13 protein-coding genes and 1 pseudogene are annotated in these 18,169 nt (G+C 57.2%); 3 read left to right on the forward strand and 11 right to left on the reverse strand.

Features of this window, described 5'->3' with window-relative positions; translation table 11 throughout:
* Positions 1-7 precede the first annotated feature (7 nt).
* Positions 8-925, reverse strand: coding sequence for an ABC transporter substrate-binding protein (locus K5E19_RS19960; protein ID WP_221552739.1), 918 nt, complete (start codon positions 923-925; stop codon positions 8-10).
* Between the two features lie 146 nt (positions 926-1,071).
* Positions 1,072-3,369: a beta-glucosidase BglX gene (gene bglX / locus K5E19_RS19965; protein ID WP_221552741.1), complete on the reverse strand. Its 2,298-nt coding sequence runs from the start codon at positions 3,367-3,369 to the stop codon at positions 1,072-1,074.
* Between the two features lie 189 nt (positions 3,370-3,558).
* Here bglX and dld point away from each other — a divergent pair, with 189 nt between their 5' ends.
* Positions 3,559-5,307, forward strand: a complete 1,749-nt coding sequence (gene dld, locus K5E19_RS19970; RefSeq protein ID WP_221552743.1) for a D-lactate dehydrogenase — start codon at positions 3,559-3,561, stop codon at positions 5,305-5,307.
* A 112-nt stretch (positions 5,308-5,419) separates the two neighbouring features.
* A complete protein-coding gene (locus tag K5E19_RS19975) occupies positions 5,420-5,974 on the forward strand; it encodes a GNAT family N-acetyltransferase (protein WP_221552744.1) in 555 nt (184 codons plus the stop codon).
* A 91-nt stretch (positions 5,975-6,065) separates the two neighbouring features.
* On the opposite strand, the gene pbpG is transcribed toward K5E19_RS19975, so the two are convergent.
* Positions 6,066-6,989: a D-alanyl-D-alanine endopeptidase gene (gene pbpG / locus K5E19_RS19980; protein ID WP_010433590.1), complete on the reverse strand. Its 924-nt coding sequence runs from the start codon at positions 6,987-6,989 to the stop codon at positions 6,066-6,068.
* Positions 6,990-7,156: 167 nt separating this feature from the next.
* Complete coding sequence (locus K5E19_RS19985) at positions 7,157-7,744, reverse strand: Yip1 family protein (RefSeq protein ID WP_010433589.1); 588 nt, start codon at positions 7,742-7,744, stop codon at positions 7,157-7,159.
* Positions 7,745-7,901: 157 nt separating this feature from the next.
* On the opposite strand from K5E19_RS19985, the gene K5E19_RS19990 reads away from it, so the two are divergent.
* Entirely contained in the window at positions 7,902-8,474 is a 573-nt protein-coding gene (locus K5E19_RS19990) for a DedA family protein (RefSeq protein ID WP_221552745.1), read from the forward strand.
* A 105-nt stretch (positions 8,475-8,579) separates the two neighbouring features.
* Here the strand turns inward: K5E19_RS19990 and K5E19_RS19995 are convergent, their stop codons facing one another.
* From K5E19_RS19995 to dusC, 7 genes and pseudogenes are all read right to left on the reverse strand, one after another.
* On the reverse strand, positions 8,580-9,344 hold the full coding sequence (locus K5E19_RS19995; RefSeq protein WP_221552746.1) for an SDR family oxidoreductase: 765 nt from the start codon (positions 9,342-9,344) through the stop codon (positions 8,580-8,582).
* A gap of 50 nt (positions 9,345-9,394) precedes the next feature.
* Positions 9,395-10,813, reverse strand: a complete 1,419-nt coding sequence (mdtQ, locus tag K5E19_RS20000) for a multidrug resistance outer membrane protein MdtQ (RefSeq protein WP_221552747.1) — start codon at positions 10,811-10,813, stop codon at positions 9,395-9,397.
* A gap of 327 nt (positions 10,814-11,140) precedes the next feature.
* Positions 11,141-12,535, reverse strand: coding sequence for a glycoside hydrolase family 1 protein (locus K5E19_RS20005; protein WP_221552748.1), 1,395 nt, complete (start codon positions 12,533-12,535; stop codon positions 11,141-11,143).
* 12 nt (positions 12,536-12,547) lie between these two features.
* Positions 12,548-14,514, reverse strand: a pseudogene (bglF, locus tag K5E19_RS20010) (PTS beta-glucoside transporter subunit IIABC).
* A gap of 24 nt (positions 14,515-14,538) precedes the next feature.
* A complete protein-coding gene (gene bglG, locus K5E19_RS20015; RefSeq protein WP_221552749.1) occupies positions 14,539-15,372 on the reverse strand; it encodes a transcriptional antiterminator BglG in 834 nt (277 codons plus the stop codon).
* Positions 15,373-15,527: 155 nt separating this feature from the next.
* Positions 15,528-16,835, reverse strand: coding sequence for a carbohydrate porin (locus K5E19_RS20020; protein ID WP_409334610.1), 1,308 nt, complete (start codon positions 16,833-16,835; stop codon positions 15,528-15,530).
* Between the two features lie 339 nt (positions 16,836-17,174).
* Positions 17,175-18,107: a tRNA dihydrouridine(16) synthase DusC gene (gene dusC, locus K5E19_RS20025; RefSeq protein ID WP_221552752.1), complete on the reverse strand. Its 933-nt coding sequence runs from the start codon at positions 18,105-18,107 to the stop codon at positions 17,175-17,177.
* Positions 18,108-18,169: the final 62 nt, after the last annotated feature.

Genomic DNA, 18,169 nt, shown 5'->3' on the forward strand with positions numbered 1-18,169 from the left:
TATCCTGTTACTTCACAAGCCCTTGTTGTTTCAGGAAATCGGCCGCCACATTTTTGGCATCCAGTCCCTCAACGGCAATACTGGCGTTCAGCTGCTGCAGCGTTTTTTCATCCAGCTTTTCGAAGACCGGTTTGAGCCATTCTGCAATATCCGGGTAGGCTTTCAGCACCGCTTCGCGCACCACCGGGGTCGGGGCGTAAATCGGCTGGACGCCTTTCGGGTCGGACAGGGTTTGCAGCCCAAGGGCCGCTACCGGGCCGTCGGTGCCGTAGGCCATCGCGGCATTCACGCCGGAGGTTTGCTGCGCCGCGGCCTTAATGGTCACTGCCGTATCACCGCCCGCCAGCGAGAGCAGCTGCGCCTGGTCAAGCTTGAAGCCGTAGGCTTTTTCGAAAGCAGGCAGCGCATCAGGACGTTCGATAAATTCAGCCGACGCAGCGAGTTTGAAATCACCCTTCTCTTTCAGGTAGCGGCTGAGATCCGCGAGCGAGGTCAGCTTGCCCTTCTCCGCCACGTCCTTGCGCACCGCGATGGTCCAGGTATTGTTCGCAGGCGCAGGCGTCAACCAGACCAGTTTGTTCTGATCCGCGTCCAGTTTTTTGACTTTTTCATACCCGGCGCTGGCGTTTTTCCAGGCCGGATCGTTCTCATCTTTGAAGAAGAATGCGCCGTTACCGGTGTATTCCGGGTAGATATCCAGCTCGCCGGAGGTAATAGCGCCGCGCACGACGGGCGTTGTACCGAGCTGAACTTTATTGACCGTTTTGACCCCGTGGCTCTCAAGCACCTGCAAAATAATATTGCCGAGCAGCGCCCCTTCGGTATCAATCTTTGATCCCACTTTGACAGGCTCAGCCGCCTGAAGCGGCAGGCTAAGCGCGGCCAGCAGCACCGCAGAGCCAAACATCCCCTTTTTAATCGTCATTCCGCTGTCCTCATTTTTTTATCGCCTTTTTCAGAGGCTTGAGAGAAAAGCGTAGCTTAAAACGGCGTGTTTACCCGTCAAAATGCCTTTTTAGCATAAGGTAAGACGCATCCCCCGTGAGGTGGGGGATGCGAAGGAAGGGAAGATTACTGCAGTTCGAACTCGCCTTTATTCACGCGGGCGGAATCCACGCCGATGAACACGTTAAACTTGCCCGGTTCCACAACGTATTTCATCTGCTGGTTCCAGAACTTCAGCGCATCGACGTCGATCGGGAAGCTAACGGTTTTGGTTTCGCCCGGCTTCAGGTTGACCTTTTCAAATCCGCGCAGCTGCTTCACCGGACGGCTCATGGACGCGGTAACATCCTGAACGTACATCTGAATCACCGTCGCGCCTTCGCGCTTGCCGGTGTTGGTCACGTCCACGCTGGCGGTCACCTTGCCGTCACGCTTCATCGTTGGCGCTGACATTTTCACTTCAGAGACCTTAAAGGTGGTGTAGCTCAGACCGTAACCAAACGGATACAGCGGGCCGTTAGCTTCGTCGAAGTAACGAGACGTGTACTTGTTCGGCTTATCGGCGTTGTACGGACGACCTGTGTTCAGATGGCTGTAGTACACCGGGATCTGCCCGACGGAGCGCGGGAAGGACATCGGCAGCTTGCCCGACGGGTTGTAATCGCCAAACAGCACGTCGGCGATGGCGTTACCGCCTTCGGTACCGGCGAACCAGGTTTCCAGAATAGCGTCAGCCTGCTGGTCTTCTTTCACCAGCGCCAGCGGACGCCCGTTCATCAGCACCAGCACCAGCGGTTTGCCGGTCGCTTTCAGGGCGGCGATCAGATCGCGCTGGCTTTGCGGAATGGTGATATCGGTACGGCTGGAGGCCTCGTGCGCCATCCCCTGCGCTTCACCCACGACCGCGACAACCACATCGGACTGCTTCGCCGCGTTAACCGCTTCGTCAATCATCTCTTTCGGCGTACGCGGATCCACCTTCACCGCTTCCTCGTACTGATTGAGGAAGGTAACGATGTCTTTGTCGTCAGTGACGTTCGCCCCTTTGGCGTACACCACTTTTGCGTTTTCACCGACGGCGCTCTTAATGCCGGTCAGCACGGTCACGGACTGATCGGCCACGCCCGCGGCAGACCAGCTGCCCATCACGTCGCGTTTGCTGTCGGCCAGCGGGCCGACCACGGCGATGGTGCCGGATTTTTTCAGCGGCAGCGTGTCGAGGCGGTTTTTCAGAAGCACCAGGCTTTCGCGCGCCACTTCACGCGCCTCTTTGCGGTGCAGGCGGCTTTCGGCATTGGTGTCAGCCGGGTCAGATTCTTTCGGGCCCAGATGGCTGTACGGATCGTTGAACAGCCCCATGTCATATTTCACGTTCAGCACGTGGCGCGTTGCATCGTCCAGCTCCGCCATCGTCACCTTGCCGCTCTTCACCAGCCCCGGCAGGTATTTGCTGTAGTATTCGTCGCTCATGCTCATGTTGATGCCGGACTTGAGCGCCACGCGCACCGCATCTTCCGGATCGGACGCCGTGCCGTGTTTAATCAGCTCTTTAATCGCGCCGTGGTCAGAGACGGTAATGCCCTTAAAGCCCCACTGGTCGCGCAGCACGTCTTTCAGCAGCCAGGAATCGGAGGTAGCTGGCGTGCCGTTCAGCGAGTTCAGCGCCACCATCACCGCGCCGCTGCCCGCATCCAGCCCTGCCTTGTACGGCGGCATATAGTCGTTGAACAGACGCTGCGGGCTCATGTCCACGGTGTTGTACTCTTTCCCGCCTTCAACCGCGCCATACGCGGCGAAGTGCTTCACGCTGGTCATCACCGAGTAGCGGTCTGCCGGACTTTTGCCCTGCATCGCTTCCACCATGGTTTTACCCATTGTGGCCGTTAAATACGTATCTTCACCGAAGCCTTCCGACGCACGGCCCCAGCGCGGATCGCGGGAGACATCGACCATCGGCGCCCAGGTCATGTTCAGGCCGTCGTCCGCCGCTTCATACGCCGACACGCGCCCGACGGTTTTCACCGCGTCGAGGTTAAAGGAGGAGGCTAACCCGAGGCTAATCGGGAAGACGGTACGCTGGCCGTGCAGCACGTCGTAGGCGAAGAAGAGAGGGATCTTCAGGCGGCTGAGCTCCATCACCTGATCCTGCATTTTACGGATATCCTGGCGGGTGACGGTGTTAAAAATCGCCCCCACCTGGCTCTCTTTGATCATCTCACGGATGGCCTCTTTCGGGTTATCCGGGCCGACGCTGATAAGACGCAGCTGACCGATTTTCTCATCAACCGTCATCTTTTTGAGCAATTCCGTGACAAACGCGTCGCGGGCTTCAGGCGTGAGCGGATGATTACCAAACAAATCCTCTGCGAGCGCAGGTTGCAGCGCCAGGCTGACGGCGACACCTACAGAACATAGCCATTTCATGTCGTTATACTCTCTCATCAATAACCGCCGGACGATCTCGGCCATACCGTGCGAAAAGCGCAGTGTGCCACAAACCCTTTAAACCTTGCAGGGTTATTCTCTGATTTTTCTCGTGAATACTCGACCGCTTAACAGTTAATCGCGCTATGCTTTACAGCGAGAAATTTGCCCCACCACAAGGAGTGGAAGATGTCTTCTGTTCGAACTGACGATAACAATACTTTTATTAACGAACTGTCGCGCCTGGTTGGTCACTCTCACCTGCTTACTGACCCGGCTAAAACCGCCCGCTACCGCAAGGGTTTCCGTTCCGGTCAGGGCGACGCGCTGGCGGTGGTCTTCCCCGGCACGCTGCTTGAGCTGTGGCGCGTGCTGAGCGCCTGCGTCGCCGCCGACAAGATTATTTTAATGCAGGCCGCCAACACCGGCCTGACCGAAGGCTCCACGCCGAACGGCAATGATTACGATCGTGACATCGTGATTATCAGCACCCTGCGCCTCGACAAACTCCACCTGCTGGACAAAGGCGAACAGGTGCTTGCCTTCCCCGGCACCACGCTCTACTCCCTCGAAAAAGCGCTTAAGCCGCTGGGACGCGAGCCGCACTCGGTGATCGGCTCCTCCTGTATTGGCGCGTCGGTGATCGGCGGGATCTGCAACAACTCCGGCGGGTCGCTGGTGCAGCGCGGCCCGGCGTATACCGAGATGTCGCTGTATGCCCGCATCGACGAAAACGGCAAGCTGACGCTGGTCAACCATCTGGGTATCGATCTCGGCGTGACGCCGGAGCAGATCCTGAGCAAGCTTGACGATGACCGTGTGAAGGACGAAGACGTGCAGCACGATGGCCGCCACGCGCACGATCATGATTACGTCACCCGCGTACGGGATATCGACGCCGACACCCCGGCGCGCTATAACGCTGACCCGGACCGCCTGTTTGAATCCTCCGGCTGCGCGGGCAAGCTCGCTGTTTTTGCCGTACGCCTCGATACCTTCCCGGCAGAGAAAAAGCAGCAGGTGTTTTACATCGGCACCAATCAGCCTGAGGTTTTGACCGAAATCCGTCGTCATATTCTGGGGGAATTTACCCACCTGCCAGTCGCGGGCGAATATATGCACCGGGATATTTACGACATCGCTGAGCGCTACGGGAAAGACACCTTCCTGATGATCGACAAGCTCGGCACCGACAAAATGCCGTTCTTCTTCACCATGAAGGGCCGCACCGACGCGATGCTCGATAAAGTGTCGCTGTTCAAACCGCACTTCACCGACCGCTTTATGCAGAAGCTGGGCAACGTTTTCCCGGCGCACTTACCGGAGCGCATGAAAACCTGGCGCGATAAGTACGAACACCACCTGCTGCTGAAGATGGCCGGGGACGGTATTGCCGAAGCGCAGAGCTGGCTGACCGAGTTCTTCAGGACGGCTGAGGGTGATTTCTTTGCCTGCACGCCGGAAGAAGGCAGCAAAGCTTTCCTGCACCGTTTCGCCGCGGCGGGTGCCGCCATCCGCTATCAGGCGGTGCATTCCGAAGAGGTGGAGGATATTCTGGCGCTGGATATCGCCCTGCGACGCAACGATACCGAATGGTTTGAGCACCTGCCGCCCGAGATCGACAGCAAGCTGGTGCACAAGCTCTATTACGGCCACTTTATGTGCTACGTCTTCCATCAGGATTACATTGTTAAAAAAGGCGTCGACGCGCATGCGCTGAAAGAGCAGATGCTCGCCCTGTTACATGAACGTGGCGCACAATATCCTGCAGAACATAACGTCGGGCATCTTTATAAGGCCCCTGACGCACTTAAGCAGTTTTATCGCGCTAATGACCCTACAAACAGCATGAATCCCGGCATTGGAAAGACAACGCGGAAGAAATACTGGAAAGAAGAGGCAGATGCGGAGCAGCCCATAACGCAAGCATCTGATTAATTCATACAGCCATATTTGAGAGATTGTTAAGCGCTCCTTAATCGTACTAGAGTAGCGATCTGTCGCCGGAGAGACGTTTCTCCGGCATTCTACGATGAGGAGCAGGCACATCATGTCGGCTGTAGATATTTTATACGAAACCGAACTGGAGGTGCGTGATGCCCTTCCAGACGATGCGCATGCCATCTCGGCCATTTATGCATGGCATGTACTCCATGGCCGCGCATCCTTCGAAGAAGTTCCCCCCACCGTAGACGAAATGCGTAAGCGCATGAAAAACGTTACCGACGGCGGGTTGCCGTGGCTGGTCGCGCTGTATCGCGGTATCGTCATTGGCTATTGCTATGCCACACCGTATCGTCCGCGACAGGCTTATCGCTACACGCTGGAAGAATCAATCTATGTGGATGCCAGCACCACGGGCCGTGGATTTGGCACGACGCTGCTGAGCGCCTTGATCGCACGCTGCGAGCAGGGCCCGTGGCGGCAGATGATTGCCGTTGTGGGTGACGGGAATAACAATTCAGGTTCGCTGCGCTTACATAAAAAGCACGGTTTTGATGTCGTGGGTCAATTGCGAAGCGTTGGGTATAAGAAAGGCGACTGGCGGGATACGCTAATCATGCAGCGCTCGCTCAACGACGGTGACTGGACGCTGCCGGAATAAAACGCGGTGCGGTCTGGTGCCCTCACCCCGGCCCACGGGGAGAGGGAGAAAACATAAAAAACGGTAACCTGGGTTACCGTTTTGCATTTACCTAATCGTTCTGCGCCGTCGCCATCTGTTCCGCTTTCTGCTTTTTATACGTCAGCGCTGCGGCCGGAACCGGCTGCACTTTCCCGGTTTCAATCCACGTACGCAGGCGGCTGGCATCCGCGAAGTGGGTATATTTGCCGAAGGCATCCATCACCACCAGCGCAACCGGCTTACCGTTAAACACGGTGCGCATCACCAGACAGTGGCCTGCCGCATTGGTAAACCCGGTTTTGGTTAACTGAATATTCCAGTTCTCGCGATACACCAGATGGTTAGTGTTGCGGAACGGCAGCGTGTAGGACGGGTTAGAGAACGTCGCCATGTCCTCCCGCGTAGTGCTGAGCTGGCCGAGCAGCGGGTACTGCTTGCTGGCAATCAGCATCTTCGTCAGATCGCGCGCCGTTGAGACGTTGTGAATCGACAGCCCGGTGGGCTCCACGTAGCGGGTGTTGGTCATGCCGAGCGATTTGGCTTTGGCATTCATCGCGCGAATAAACGCATCATAGCCGCCCGGATAGTGGTGCGCCAGGCTGGCTGCCGCGCGGTTTTCGGACGACATCAGCGCCAGCAGCAGCATGTCCTTACGGCTGATTTCACTGTTCAGACGCACGCGGGAGTAGACGCCTTTCATTTCCGGCGTGTGGCTGATATCGACCTTCAGTTTTTCATCCAGCGGCAGTCGTGCATCAAGCACCACCATCGCGGTCATTAATTTGGTAATGGAGGCGATCGGACGCACCAGATCAGGGTGGCTGGCATAGATCACTTTGTTGGTGTTGAGATCGACGATCATCGCGCTGCCAGAGGCAATTTGCGGTTGTGCCGCCGCGGAGGTCACCGCAGGCGTTTTGGCGATCGCTGGCGCGGCAGCGGACGCCCCCAGCAGCAGCGCCAGGCTCAGTAATGAAACTCGGAATTTCAGCATGGTGAGACTTCTGATAATTATTCACGCACGTTATGACGTACACCGCCTGCATTAACGGATAAACGCAGGCTGGCATCGGCATCATAGCGGTCACCGTGCGTTGTCGCCAGCGGAGAATCGTGAACAGATGCTGCATTGCTGGCATTTACGCCAGCAATGCAGTGAGCTTAAAAGAGACGGTATCCATAACCCCACAGAATAACCGTCAGGGCCAGTAACGCCTCCAGGACCAGAACCCCGATGGCAAGCGTGGAGCTGGAGAAGCTCAGGCCCTCTTCTTTATTGATATTCAGGAAGGTTGGCACCCCCACATACAGCAGATAACCGGTGTAAAAGAGGGCAACAGTACCGATCAGCGCGCACAGCCAGACCAGTGGATAGAGCGCAACAATACCGCTTAAAAACAGCGGGGTCGCGACGTATCCGGCAAAGACCATACAGTGGGCCAGCGACGGACGCTGCGGGTAGTTTCGCGCCATCCAGTGAATAACGCGCCCCATCACCGCCACCCCCGCCAGCATCAGGCCGTAAAAGATGACGGCGAGATACAGCCCGGTAAACCAGGAGAGCTGAACCACGGTGCCATCACCAAAGTTCCAGCCGATTTGTGTTGTGCCTATAAACGCACAGATTACCGGCACCGCTGCCATCAGCAGCACATGGTGCGTGTAATGATGCGCGACCGTTTCGTTCTCGCTTCTGATTACGTGCATTTCACGATCGGGATGGGAGAAGAGTCCCCAGACATGGTTCATAGCGCCCCCTTGTTGTCGGCCCGTCAGCGATACCCTAAGTATAATGCAGGCTTTAGATTATTTTATGTACAGTGGGAAATTTCCGTTGATTGCCGCGCGGTTGATGCTGGGGGTATATGATTAATGCAGGCACGAACAGGGAGACACCTCAGACGTAATGGATATCAACGGACTCATTGAACAATATGGATATGCCGCGCTGGTCATCGGTAGCGTGGCAGAAGGCGAAACCATCACGCTGTTAGGCGGCGTTGCGGCGCATCAGGGATTGCTGAAATTCCCGCTGGTGGTGGCTGCCGTGGCACTGGGCGGCATGATTGGCGATCAGCTGCTCTACTTTTTGGGGCTGCGCTTCGGACCGACGCTGCTTAAGCGTTTCGCAAAGCATCAAAAGAAAATCCGCCGCGCTCAGCGCCTCATTCAGCGTCATCCCTACCTGTTCGTCATTGGCACCCGCTTTATGTACGGCTTTCGCATTATCGGGCCGATTCTGATCGGTGCCAGCCGTCTCCCGCCCAAAATATTTCTGCCGCTCAATATTGTGGGCGCGATTGCCTGGGCGCTGATCTTCACCACGCTCGGCTACCTCGGCGGGGAGGTGATTGGGCCGTGGCTGCATAATCTCGACCAGCATATTAAACACTGGGCGTGGCTGATTCTGGTGGTTGTGGCAGTGATTGGGGTCAGGCTGTGGATGCGGCACAGGGAGAAGAGGCGGGATGAGGAGTAGCTTAGTGCGGTCGGTTGCCCCCTCACCCTAACCCTCTCCCCAAAGGGGAGAGGGGACTTTTTACACCCTCGCCCCTTTGGGGAGAGGGCCGGGGTGAGGGGAAAACTACCCCTCCGGCTTAAACTGCGGATTCGCCAGCATAAATCCGCCGTCAACGATAAAGGATTGCCCGGTCGTGTAGCTGGCGTCGCTGTCGCACAGCCACGCCACCAGGCTGGCGATCTCTTTGGTATGCCCCGGCCTTGCCAGCGGGATTTCCGGCATTGAGCCTTCTTTCACTTCGCTATCGTCCATGTCGTTCATCGGCGTGGCTATCGCACCGGGCGCAACGGCGTTCACCAGAATCTTGTGCTTAATCAGCTCCAGCGCCATGGATTTGGTTAAGCCACCCAGCGCATGTTTTGCCGCAGTGTAGGCGCTGGCGTCAGGCAGCGGCGTGTGTTCATGCACCGAGGTGATGTTCACGATTCGCCCCCCTTCCCCCTGCTTCACCATCTGCCGTGCGGCAATCTGCGAACAAAGAAACGCGCCGTCCACGTCGACGGTGAAAATGTTCCGCCAGTCGTCAAACGGCATCTCAAGGAATGGCGCTTTGGTCATCGCCCCGGCATTGTTGACCAGTACATCAAGCCGACCGAAACGCGCAATCAGCGTATCAATGGCCTTTGCGCCGTCCGGCAACGTGCTCAGATCAAGCTGGATGGCCTCTGCACGTTGCCCCCTAGCCTCAACCTCGCGGCAGGTTTCCCGCGCGCCGCTTTCATCGGAATGCCAGGTGACGCCGATATCAAACCCGCGTTCCGCCAGCATCAGCGCGGTGGTTTTACCGATACCGGAATCCGATGCCGTTACAATTGCTACTCGGGTCATACTCACCTCCTGAAAATGTGCAAAGAGGTAAGTATAGATAATGACCTTTTTTAGCCGTGATGATAGCCACCGCCCAGCGCGGACGTCAGCTGTAGCGTGGCATCCACGTACTGCCCTTTCAGGGTGAGCGTAGCGATATGTTCCTTAAGGGCCGGAATTTTGGCCTCGCTGACGCGGGAACCGGCAATGATCCCGGCGCTGAAGCGCGCCTGTGCCAGTGCCACCACGCGCGCGGCATCTTTCTCGACCTGCCGCTGTTGCTGGTTTTTGGCGGTCAGGGTTTCAACTTCACTGGCCGTGCGCGCCACCTGGTTAACGGCATCGACCACCGCCTTGTTGTAGTTCGCCACCGAAAGATTGTTCTGCGCCTGGGCGATATCCAGATTCGCATTCAGCCTGCCGCTGTCGAAGATCGGCAGCGTCAGCCCGGCGGTGACGCCCATTTGCTGGGCGGAGGAGCGGAACAGATCGCTCAGATGCAGGGCATCCTGCTGCAGGAATGCCATCAGGTTCACGTCAGGATAGAAAGCGGCTTTGGCGGCATCCACTTCGTTCAGGGAAGCTTCAATGTACCAGTGCGCCTCCTGCAGATCCGGACGGCGAGCCAGCAGCTCGTATCCCAGCGTGGCGGGCAACGCCGCTTCCGCTGTCGGTAAAGCATGGCGAGTCAGTTTCATTGAAGAGGTGTTGGTCAGGGCCTGCAGACGTGCCTCAACGGCTTTCATTTTGCCTTTTACCCCGGCAAGCTGCTCTTCGGTTTTACTGGCATTAATATCGGTTTCGACACCTTCTACCGAAGAGGTGATCCCGTGCTGATACAGCTCCCGGTCGGCACCGATGATATTTTCCTGCTCGTGTTTAATCTGCACGAGGACATCCCCCACCGCGGCCTGAGTCTGCCACTCCCAGTAAAGCCGCGCGACGCTGCTGGCCAACAGCTGACGGGTCTGCTCCATCTCGGCTTTTTGGGCGTTGACCTTGCCGATGCGGGCTTCAACCTGCGCGCGGTTTTTGCCCCACAAATCGAGATCCCACCCCGCTGTCAGGCCAAATGTTCCGTTGGTGTACCACGGCCCGGTGGTGCCCGCGGCCGGATCGGTAATGGCGAAGGGTCCCATCAACCCTTCCGCAGACATTTTTTGTCGTTCCGCATCGGCGGAGAAATCAATCTGTGGGCCGTCTGCCGCCATGGTGGCTTTCGCCTGTGCTTCCGCGAGCGTAATACGCTGTCGGGCGAGTTGCATATCCGGCGCATCATTTAGCGCCTTCGCAATCAGCGAATTAAGCTGCGGATCGTTATAGTCTTTCCACCATTCGTTTTTCGGCCAGCTGGTTTGACTTAGCCGTGTATTCACCGACGCCGCAGCGGCTTGCGTTTTAATCGGCGACACGCTGGCATGTTCCGGCGCGCAGGCAGCCAGCATTAAGACAAGAGGAGCACTCAGAGATAAAATAAGAGAACGTTTCATTACGCCATAACTCAAAAAATTAAAGGCGCAAATTACGCTTGATGCCGCTCTGTTTTTTAGTAACGCGTGGCAATCCGCAAATTGTCATACATTTTCATATTCGGCAATTTATTTCCAAGCACAATGAGTAAATTCAATATATTCATGTCAATGATGTATTGGCTGCTACACTTATTCATTGTCATACAAGGGCAGGAGAAGCGAATGAAAATATTACTGTGGGTTATTTTAATTATATTTTTGATAGGGCTGTTGGTGGTTACCGGCGTATTCAAAATGATTTTCTGATCTATTTGCCCGGCACTGCGCCGGGCGATGTTATTGATCTCAGGCTTTCAGCGATGCCCCCTTCGTGGCAATCACCTCTTTATACCAGTAAAAACTCTTTTTACGGCTGCGCGCCAGGGTGCCTTTACCGCTGTCGTCGCGGTCCACGTAAATAAAGCCGTAGCGTTTGGACAGTTCCGCTTTAGACGCGCTCACCAGATCGATCGGCCCCCAGCTGGTATACCCCATCACCTCGACGCCATCGTCAATGGCCTCGCGCAACTGCACCAGGTGGTCGTTAAGGTAGCTGATGCGGTAATCATCCTGCACCACGCCGTCGGCGTCCGGTGTGTCCTTCGCGCCAAGGCCGTTTTCCACAATAAACAATGGCTTTTGATAGCGATCCCAGAGCACGTTCAGCAGCGTGCGTAGGCCCACCGGGTCAATCTGCCAGCCCCACTCGGAGCTTGCCAGATGCGGGTTTGGCACCATGCTCAGGATGTTGCCCCGCGCCTGCTGGTTTAACTCTTCATCGGTTGTCACGCAGCCAGTCATGTAATAGCTGAACGAGATAAAATCGACGGTGGATTTCAGCACCTCGCGGTCGGCGTCGGTGATATCAATCTGGATGCCGCTGTCGCGGAAGAAGCGCAGCATATAGCCTGGGTACGCCCCGCGGCACTGCACGTCGCCAAAGAACTGCCAGGCGCGGTTCTCCTGCAGCGCTTCCAGCACGTCTTCCGGCCTGCAGGTCAGCGGGTACATCAGGCCGCCCAGCAGCATGTTGCCAATTTTTGCATCCGGGATAATCTCGTGGCAGGCTTTCACCGCCAGCGCGCTGGCCACCAGCTGATGGTGGATCGCCTGATACACTTCCCCTTTGCTGCTGGTTTCGGGCAGGCCCACGCCGGTCATCGGCGCATGCAGGGACATATTGATTTCGTTGAAGGTCAGCCACAGCTTCACCTTCTCCCCGTAGCGCGCAAAGACGGTGCGGGCGTAGCGCTCAAAGAAGGTAATCGTCTGACGGCTGCCCCAGCCGCCGTACTGCTTCACCAGCCCCCACGGCATTTCGTAATGCGACAGCGTCACCAGCGGCGTGATGCTGTGCGCGGCCAGCTCGTCAAACAGCCTGTCGTAAAACGCCAGACCCGCTTCGTTGGGCGCCTGCTCGTCGCCGTTCGGGAAGATACGCGTCCAGGCAATAGAGACGCGCAGGCAGCTAAAGCCCATTTCGGCAAAGAGCTTGATGTCTTCCGGGTAGCGGTGATAGAAGTCGATGGCGACATCCTTAATGCCGCTGTCGCCCTCCACGCGCTCCACCACCGGGCCAAACACCCCCTGCGGCTGAACATCTGAGGTGGACAGCCCTTTGCCATCCTCGAGATAAGCGCCTTCTACCTGGTTCGCGGCAACCGCGCCGCCCCATAAAAAATCGTCCGGGAAAGTTTTCATCACGTTCTCCTGTTATTGATGGCTTACGCTGAGCAGCGGTGCACCGGCGTTGACGGACGTTGCCGCCACGGTCGCCACCTCGCGATACTCGTCGCTGTTACTGATAATGATCGGCGTCGCCAGGTCGTATCCGGCATCGATAATCGCCTGACGATCAAACTCCAGCAGCAGGTCGCCCGGCTGCACCCTGTCGCCCACCTTCACGTGGGCGGTAAACGGCCTGCCGTCGAGCTTCACGGTGTCGATCCCGACGTGGATTAACACTTCAATACCGCTGTCGCTGAGCAGGCCGATGGCGTGTTTGGTCTGGAAAAGAGAGGCAACAACGCCCGCAAACGGGGCAACCACCCGGTTGTCGGAGGGAATGATGGCGGCCCCGCTGCCCAGCAGACCGCTGGCAAAGGTGGTATCCGGCACCTGGTCGAGCGCCAGCACGGTACCGGTCATCGGTGCCAGCACATCGTTTTCACCCGCTGGCGCAACCGCTTCGGGCGCTGAGCGTGCTGGCACGCCCGCCGCCAGCGTCAGGCCGCAGCTCAGCACCAGCGCCACCGCGGTGCCGATAATGCCGCCCCACAGCGTGGCGTCCACGCCACCCGGCGGGATCATCTGGGCGATAGTAAAGACGTTGGCAAAGCCAAAGGAGTACACGTGGGTGTCGCTGAAGCCGACAATCGCCCCGCCGATGGCCCCCGCCACGCAGCCGAAAATAAAGGGTCTGCGTAGCGGAAGGTTTACGCCATAGACCGCCGGCTCGGTGATGCCGAAAATCCCTGCCGTCACGGACGATCCGGCCAGCATTTTCTGACGCGCATCGCGGGTGCGCAGGAAGATCCCCAGCGCCGCCCCCACCTGGCCGAACACCGCAGGCAAAAGCATCGGCAGCATGGAATCATGCCCCAGCACCGCCAGGTTGTTGATCATCAGCGGCACCAGCCCCCAGTGCAGACCGAAGATGACACAGACCTGCCACAGCGCGCCCATCGCCGCGCCCGCCAGCCACGGGGCCATAACGTAAATCCACTGGTAGCCGTTGGCCAGCAGCTGGCTGAGCCAGGTCGCAAGCGGGCCAATCACCAGAAAGGTCAGCGGCACGGTCACGCCTAAGCAGATCAGCGGCGCGAAGAAGTTTTTCATCGAGGACGGCAGCAGCCTGGTGCTCTGTTTTTCCAGCCAGCAGCTGACCCACGCGGCAAGAATGATCGGGATCACCGACGAACTGTAGTTGAACCAGGTGACAGGAATGCCGAGAAACGCCTCGGGAACCGCCCCCGGCTGCTGGCTGGCGTTAAACGCCGCAATCATCATCGGGTGGGTGAGTGCCCCACCGATCACCATGGTAATAAAGGGGTTGCCGCCGAATTTCTTGCCCGCGGTATAGCCCAGTACCAGCGGGAAGAAGAAGAACAGCGCGTCGCTGGCCGCGAACCAGATTTTATAGGTGCCGCTTTCGGTGGTGAGCCAGCCGCACACAACCGCCAGCGCCAGCAGCCCTTTCAGAATACCGGAGGCTGCCAGAATGCCGATAAATGGGGTGAAAATCCCGGAGACGATGTCGATCAGGCGGCCCAGCAGGCTGCCCTTGTCGCCCTTCTCTTCCACGACGGGCGTATCGTCAGTGAGCCCGGCCTCTTTGCGCACCGCCTGCCAGACGTCATGCACGTGGTTGCCAATCACCACCTGGAACTGGCCGCCGCTTTCGACCACCATAATCACGCCCGGATTTTTCTTCAGCCCGTCGGCATCCGCTTTCTGGTTATCTTTCAGTTTAAAGCGAAGCCGGGTCGCGCAGTGCACGAGGCTAACAATGTTCTCTTTTCCGCCAACGTGGCCGAGAATATCCGTCGCTAAAGCCTGGTATTCCATCTCGATTTCCTTACATCCGATGCCCGCAGGCACCTGTTGACTGAGTATAAAAATAAAAAAAACCCGAGAACGTCCTCCTTTCGAAGGCCGCGCCCAGGTTTTGCCTGCGTTATGCAGTAACAATCCAGATTTGAGGCTTAACGCCCCTCTTTTCTCACCCGTTCAATATGAATGGCGAGGAACATAATTTCTTCTGTCGTCAGCTCGCGCTGATAGCTTTTGTTCAGGTGCTGCGCGATTTTCTCGGCGCATTTCCACGCCTTCGCGTAGTTGTCCTTTACCGCGGTATGCAGCGAGACGTCGTCATCGTCCACCACGGTGCGGGTCAGCATCCGCTGGGCAAAAAACTTCAGATGCGTGACAAAACGCTGATAGCTGAGCGACTCTTCGTCGTATTCCAGCTGCAGCTGATACTTCACCAGCTGAAGGATCTCCTGCATCACCCTTGTCACGTGCATCACTTCCGGCATTTCGCTGTTCAGCTGCGCGGTGACCAGATGCAACGCGATAAATCCCGCTTCGTCCTCAGCCAGCTCGACGTGCAGGCGTTTGGCGATAATGGCCCTCGCCTCCTGCCCCAGCTCAAACTCCTTCGGATAGAGGCGCTTGATGTCCCACAGCAGCACGTTTTTGATCGCCAGCCCGTTCTTCTGGCGCTCAATCGCGAAGTAGCAGTGGTCGGTCAGGGTGATATACAAACTTTCCTGCAATTTCCCCAGCCGCTGCGCCGCCAGCCCGATGATACGGTCGCAGGTGGTCATCACCTCCAGCGGGATCTGGCTTAGCAGCTCACCGAGACGCTGCACCAGCTCATCGCTCTGTAGCGCAAACACCTTTTCAACCAACGCGGTATCCAGCGCGTCACCCGCGCGCCTCTGAAAGCCCAGCCCGCGGCCCATCACCACCTGTTCGCGCCCGCGCTCATCCTGAACAACCACCACGTTATTATTGAGTATCTTGGCGATTTTCATCGGAACCCCAGAAACAAAAAAACCTGACCTCCGGCAGAAGCCAGAAAATCAGGTTTTGCCTGCCGAAGCAGTAACAATCCAGTTCTGGCACTCTATCAGTTTCATTCGTAGCCTGAATGCATCATGGGTAAAAAACGTGACGCAGATCGACATTGCTAGAACGTCACGACGGTTTTCAGCTCCGTCACCCAGGCATCCTGCGTCCGGGATACGCCGCCCGGATGGTGCCAGTACTGAATGCCCGGCTGCAGCTCCAGCCACGACAGCGGACGGAAGCGATAGTAAAACTCACCGTTCAGAGAGTGGCCCGGCACCGGATGATACGCCGGATCGTTATAGTCCGACACGCCGCTCAGGCTGTTCATATAGCGCTGATTGCGGGCGTACTGGCTGCTCATATCAATCCAGGTTAGCCCGAAGCCAATCCAGTCTTCCGGCCGGGCGTCAAACAGCCCGCGGTAGCGCAGCGAGGCGGCGTAGACCTGATGCATATAGTTGGTGCGCTGATCCGCAAGACTCATGCTGAACGAGGTGCTCAATCCGCGATTCGGGTCGTCCCTGTGCTGCGTGATCTGCTGGTTCAGCCCGGCGTACATAAACCACGTGCGGCTATGCTTTTCGTAACCGTCCGGATCGCTCGCGCCCGCTCCGCCCGATGCACCACGATAGAGATCGGTTTGCGGGGCGTTGGTAAACACCACGCCGAGGTTATAGGCGCCCGGCTGGCCGTTAACCAGCGGACGCGCTTCGATTTCGACCGGGAGCAAGACCCCTTTGCTGCCCTTCGTCGACCAGCTCCACGCGTGGCTGCGGCTGGAGGCGTCCGGGTTTTGCTCCATCACGCCGCCTTTTAACGTGACGGCTGACGTGAGCTTATACTCCAGCGTGGTGCCCCAGGTGTGAACGTTCCAGTTGTTCCAGGTCAGCGAGTTGGCCGATTTCCCGCCGCACTGGGAGAGCAGCTGGAAGTCGCACGGGATGATTTGATCGAAGGTCTGCACCTTGTTCATCATCCCGATACGCCAGGTGAGGCGTCGGTCGTCAAAGCTGCGGGCAAACGTCAGCCAGCCCAGACGGGTAATGGACTGTCCGCCCCAGCTCTCCTGGGTCAGATCGTTGAAGTTCACGCGCGGATCCTGCACGCGCTTGGTCGTGAGGTCGTCATTGTGGTTGCGGTTGACGATGTTCCCCTCAATACGCGCATCCGGGATGCCCGTCCAGCGCTCGAGATCCTGGTTGAAGGTTAGCGCGAACTGGTCAATATAGGCCACGTGGGAGTCGTGGTTATATCCGCCACCACCGTTCCAGCCAATTTCATTCAGGTATCCGAGGTTATAGGTAAAACCGTTATCGTTAAGGATTTTACGTATGCCGAGCATTTCGCCCAGAACAGGCTCCGGCGGGGCTTCGAACCCTAATACCGTTCCATTCCACTCCTGCGCCATTGTTAAAGGGGATATCATCAATAAAGCGAGTGCACAGAGATTATTTTTATTTGTCATAATAGCAACCTGTAGCTGAGTATTAGTGCGTAACCATTCGCAGGAAATTTTTCTATTTCCCGTCGTGTTTTCATTATTCTTTCCAGCAAAAAGCGTTAGGCCAAATGGTTCTCCTGCGTGAATGACAGGCAAAAAAAAACCTAAGCGCTCCACAGCGGTTAATGCTGTGAAACGCTTAGGTTTTGCCTGTTAACCAGTAACAATCCTGCGTTGAAAACAGTGGCACCTTAACACCGTCGCGCCACCTTGAAAACCTGCATCGTTTTATATTTTAAAAAAGTGTGAGCAAATTAACGCTTATTATTTTGACTGGATCACGCGCGCAATATCCGCAGAGGTCTGTAGCGTACGGATCTCCTGAAATAAGCCTAACGCTTCGCTATATTCCTTGCGCAAATAACTGAGCCACTGCTTAATACGCGCAACGTGATACAAACCGGTGTCGCCCTGCTTTTCCAGACGGCTGTATTTTTGCAGAAGCGTGACCACGTCTGCCCACGGCATACGCGGTTCATTATATTTCACCACCCGGCTGAGGTTCGGCACGTTCAGCGCGCCGCGGCCTATCATCACCGCATCACAGCCCGTCTCCTTCATGCACGCCTGCGCACTTTCGTAGTCCCAGATTTCGCCGTTGGCGATAACCGGAATGCTGAGGCGTTTGCGGATCTCACCGATTGCCTGCCAGTTAATGCGGTCCGCTTTGTAGCCGTCCTCTTTAGTACGCCCGTGCACCACCAGCTCGGTGGCTCCGGCCTGCTGCACCGCATCGGCAATTTCAAACTGCCGCGCGTCGCTGTCCCAGCCCAGGCGCACCTTTACCGTCACCGGCAGATGCGACGGCACGGCCTCACGCATCGCCTTCGCGCCGCGATAAATGAGATCAGGATCTTTCAACAGCGTCGCCCCACCCCCGCTGCCGTTCACCATCTTCGACGGACAGCCGCAGTTGAGATCGACCCCGTAAGAGCCCAGCTCAACCGCGCGGGCGGCGTTCTCCGCCAGCCATTCAGGGTACTGCCCCAGCAGCTGAATGCGCACCAGCGTACCGGAGGTCGTCCGACTCTGGTTGTGCAGCTCGGGGCACAGACGGTAGAAGGATTTTACCGGCAACAGCATATCGACCACGCGCAGAAACTCCGTCACGCAGAGATCGTAATCGTTCACCTCGGTCAGAAGCTCGCGCACGAGGGAGTCGAGCACGCCTTCCATAGGGGCCAGTAAAACACGCATAGCAGTACCTGTGAAAAAAGACGCGCTATAGTATCTGCTCTGTATGGTTGAGGAAAGCACGG

It is taken from the genome of Enterobacter sp. RIT637, assembly GCF_019718755.1.
GTDB lineage: Bacteria > Pseudomonadota > Gammaproteobacteria > Enterobacterales > Enterobacteriaceae > Enterobacter.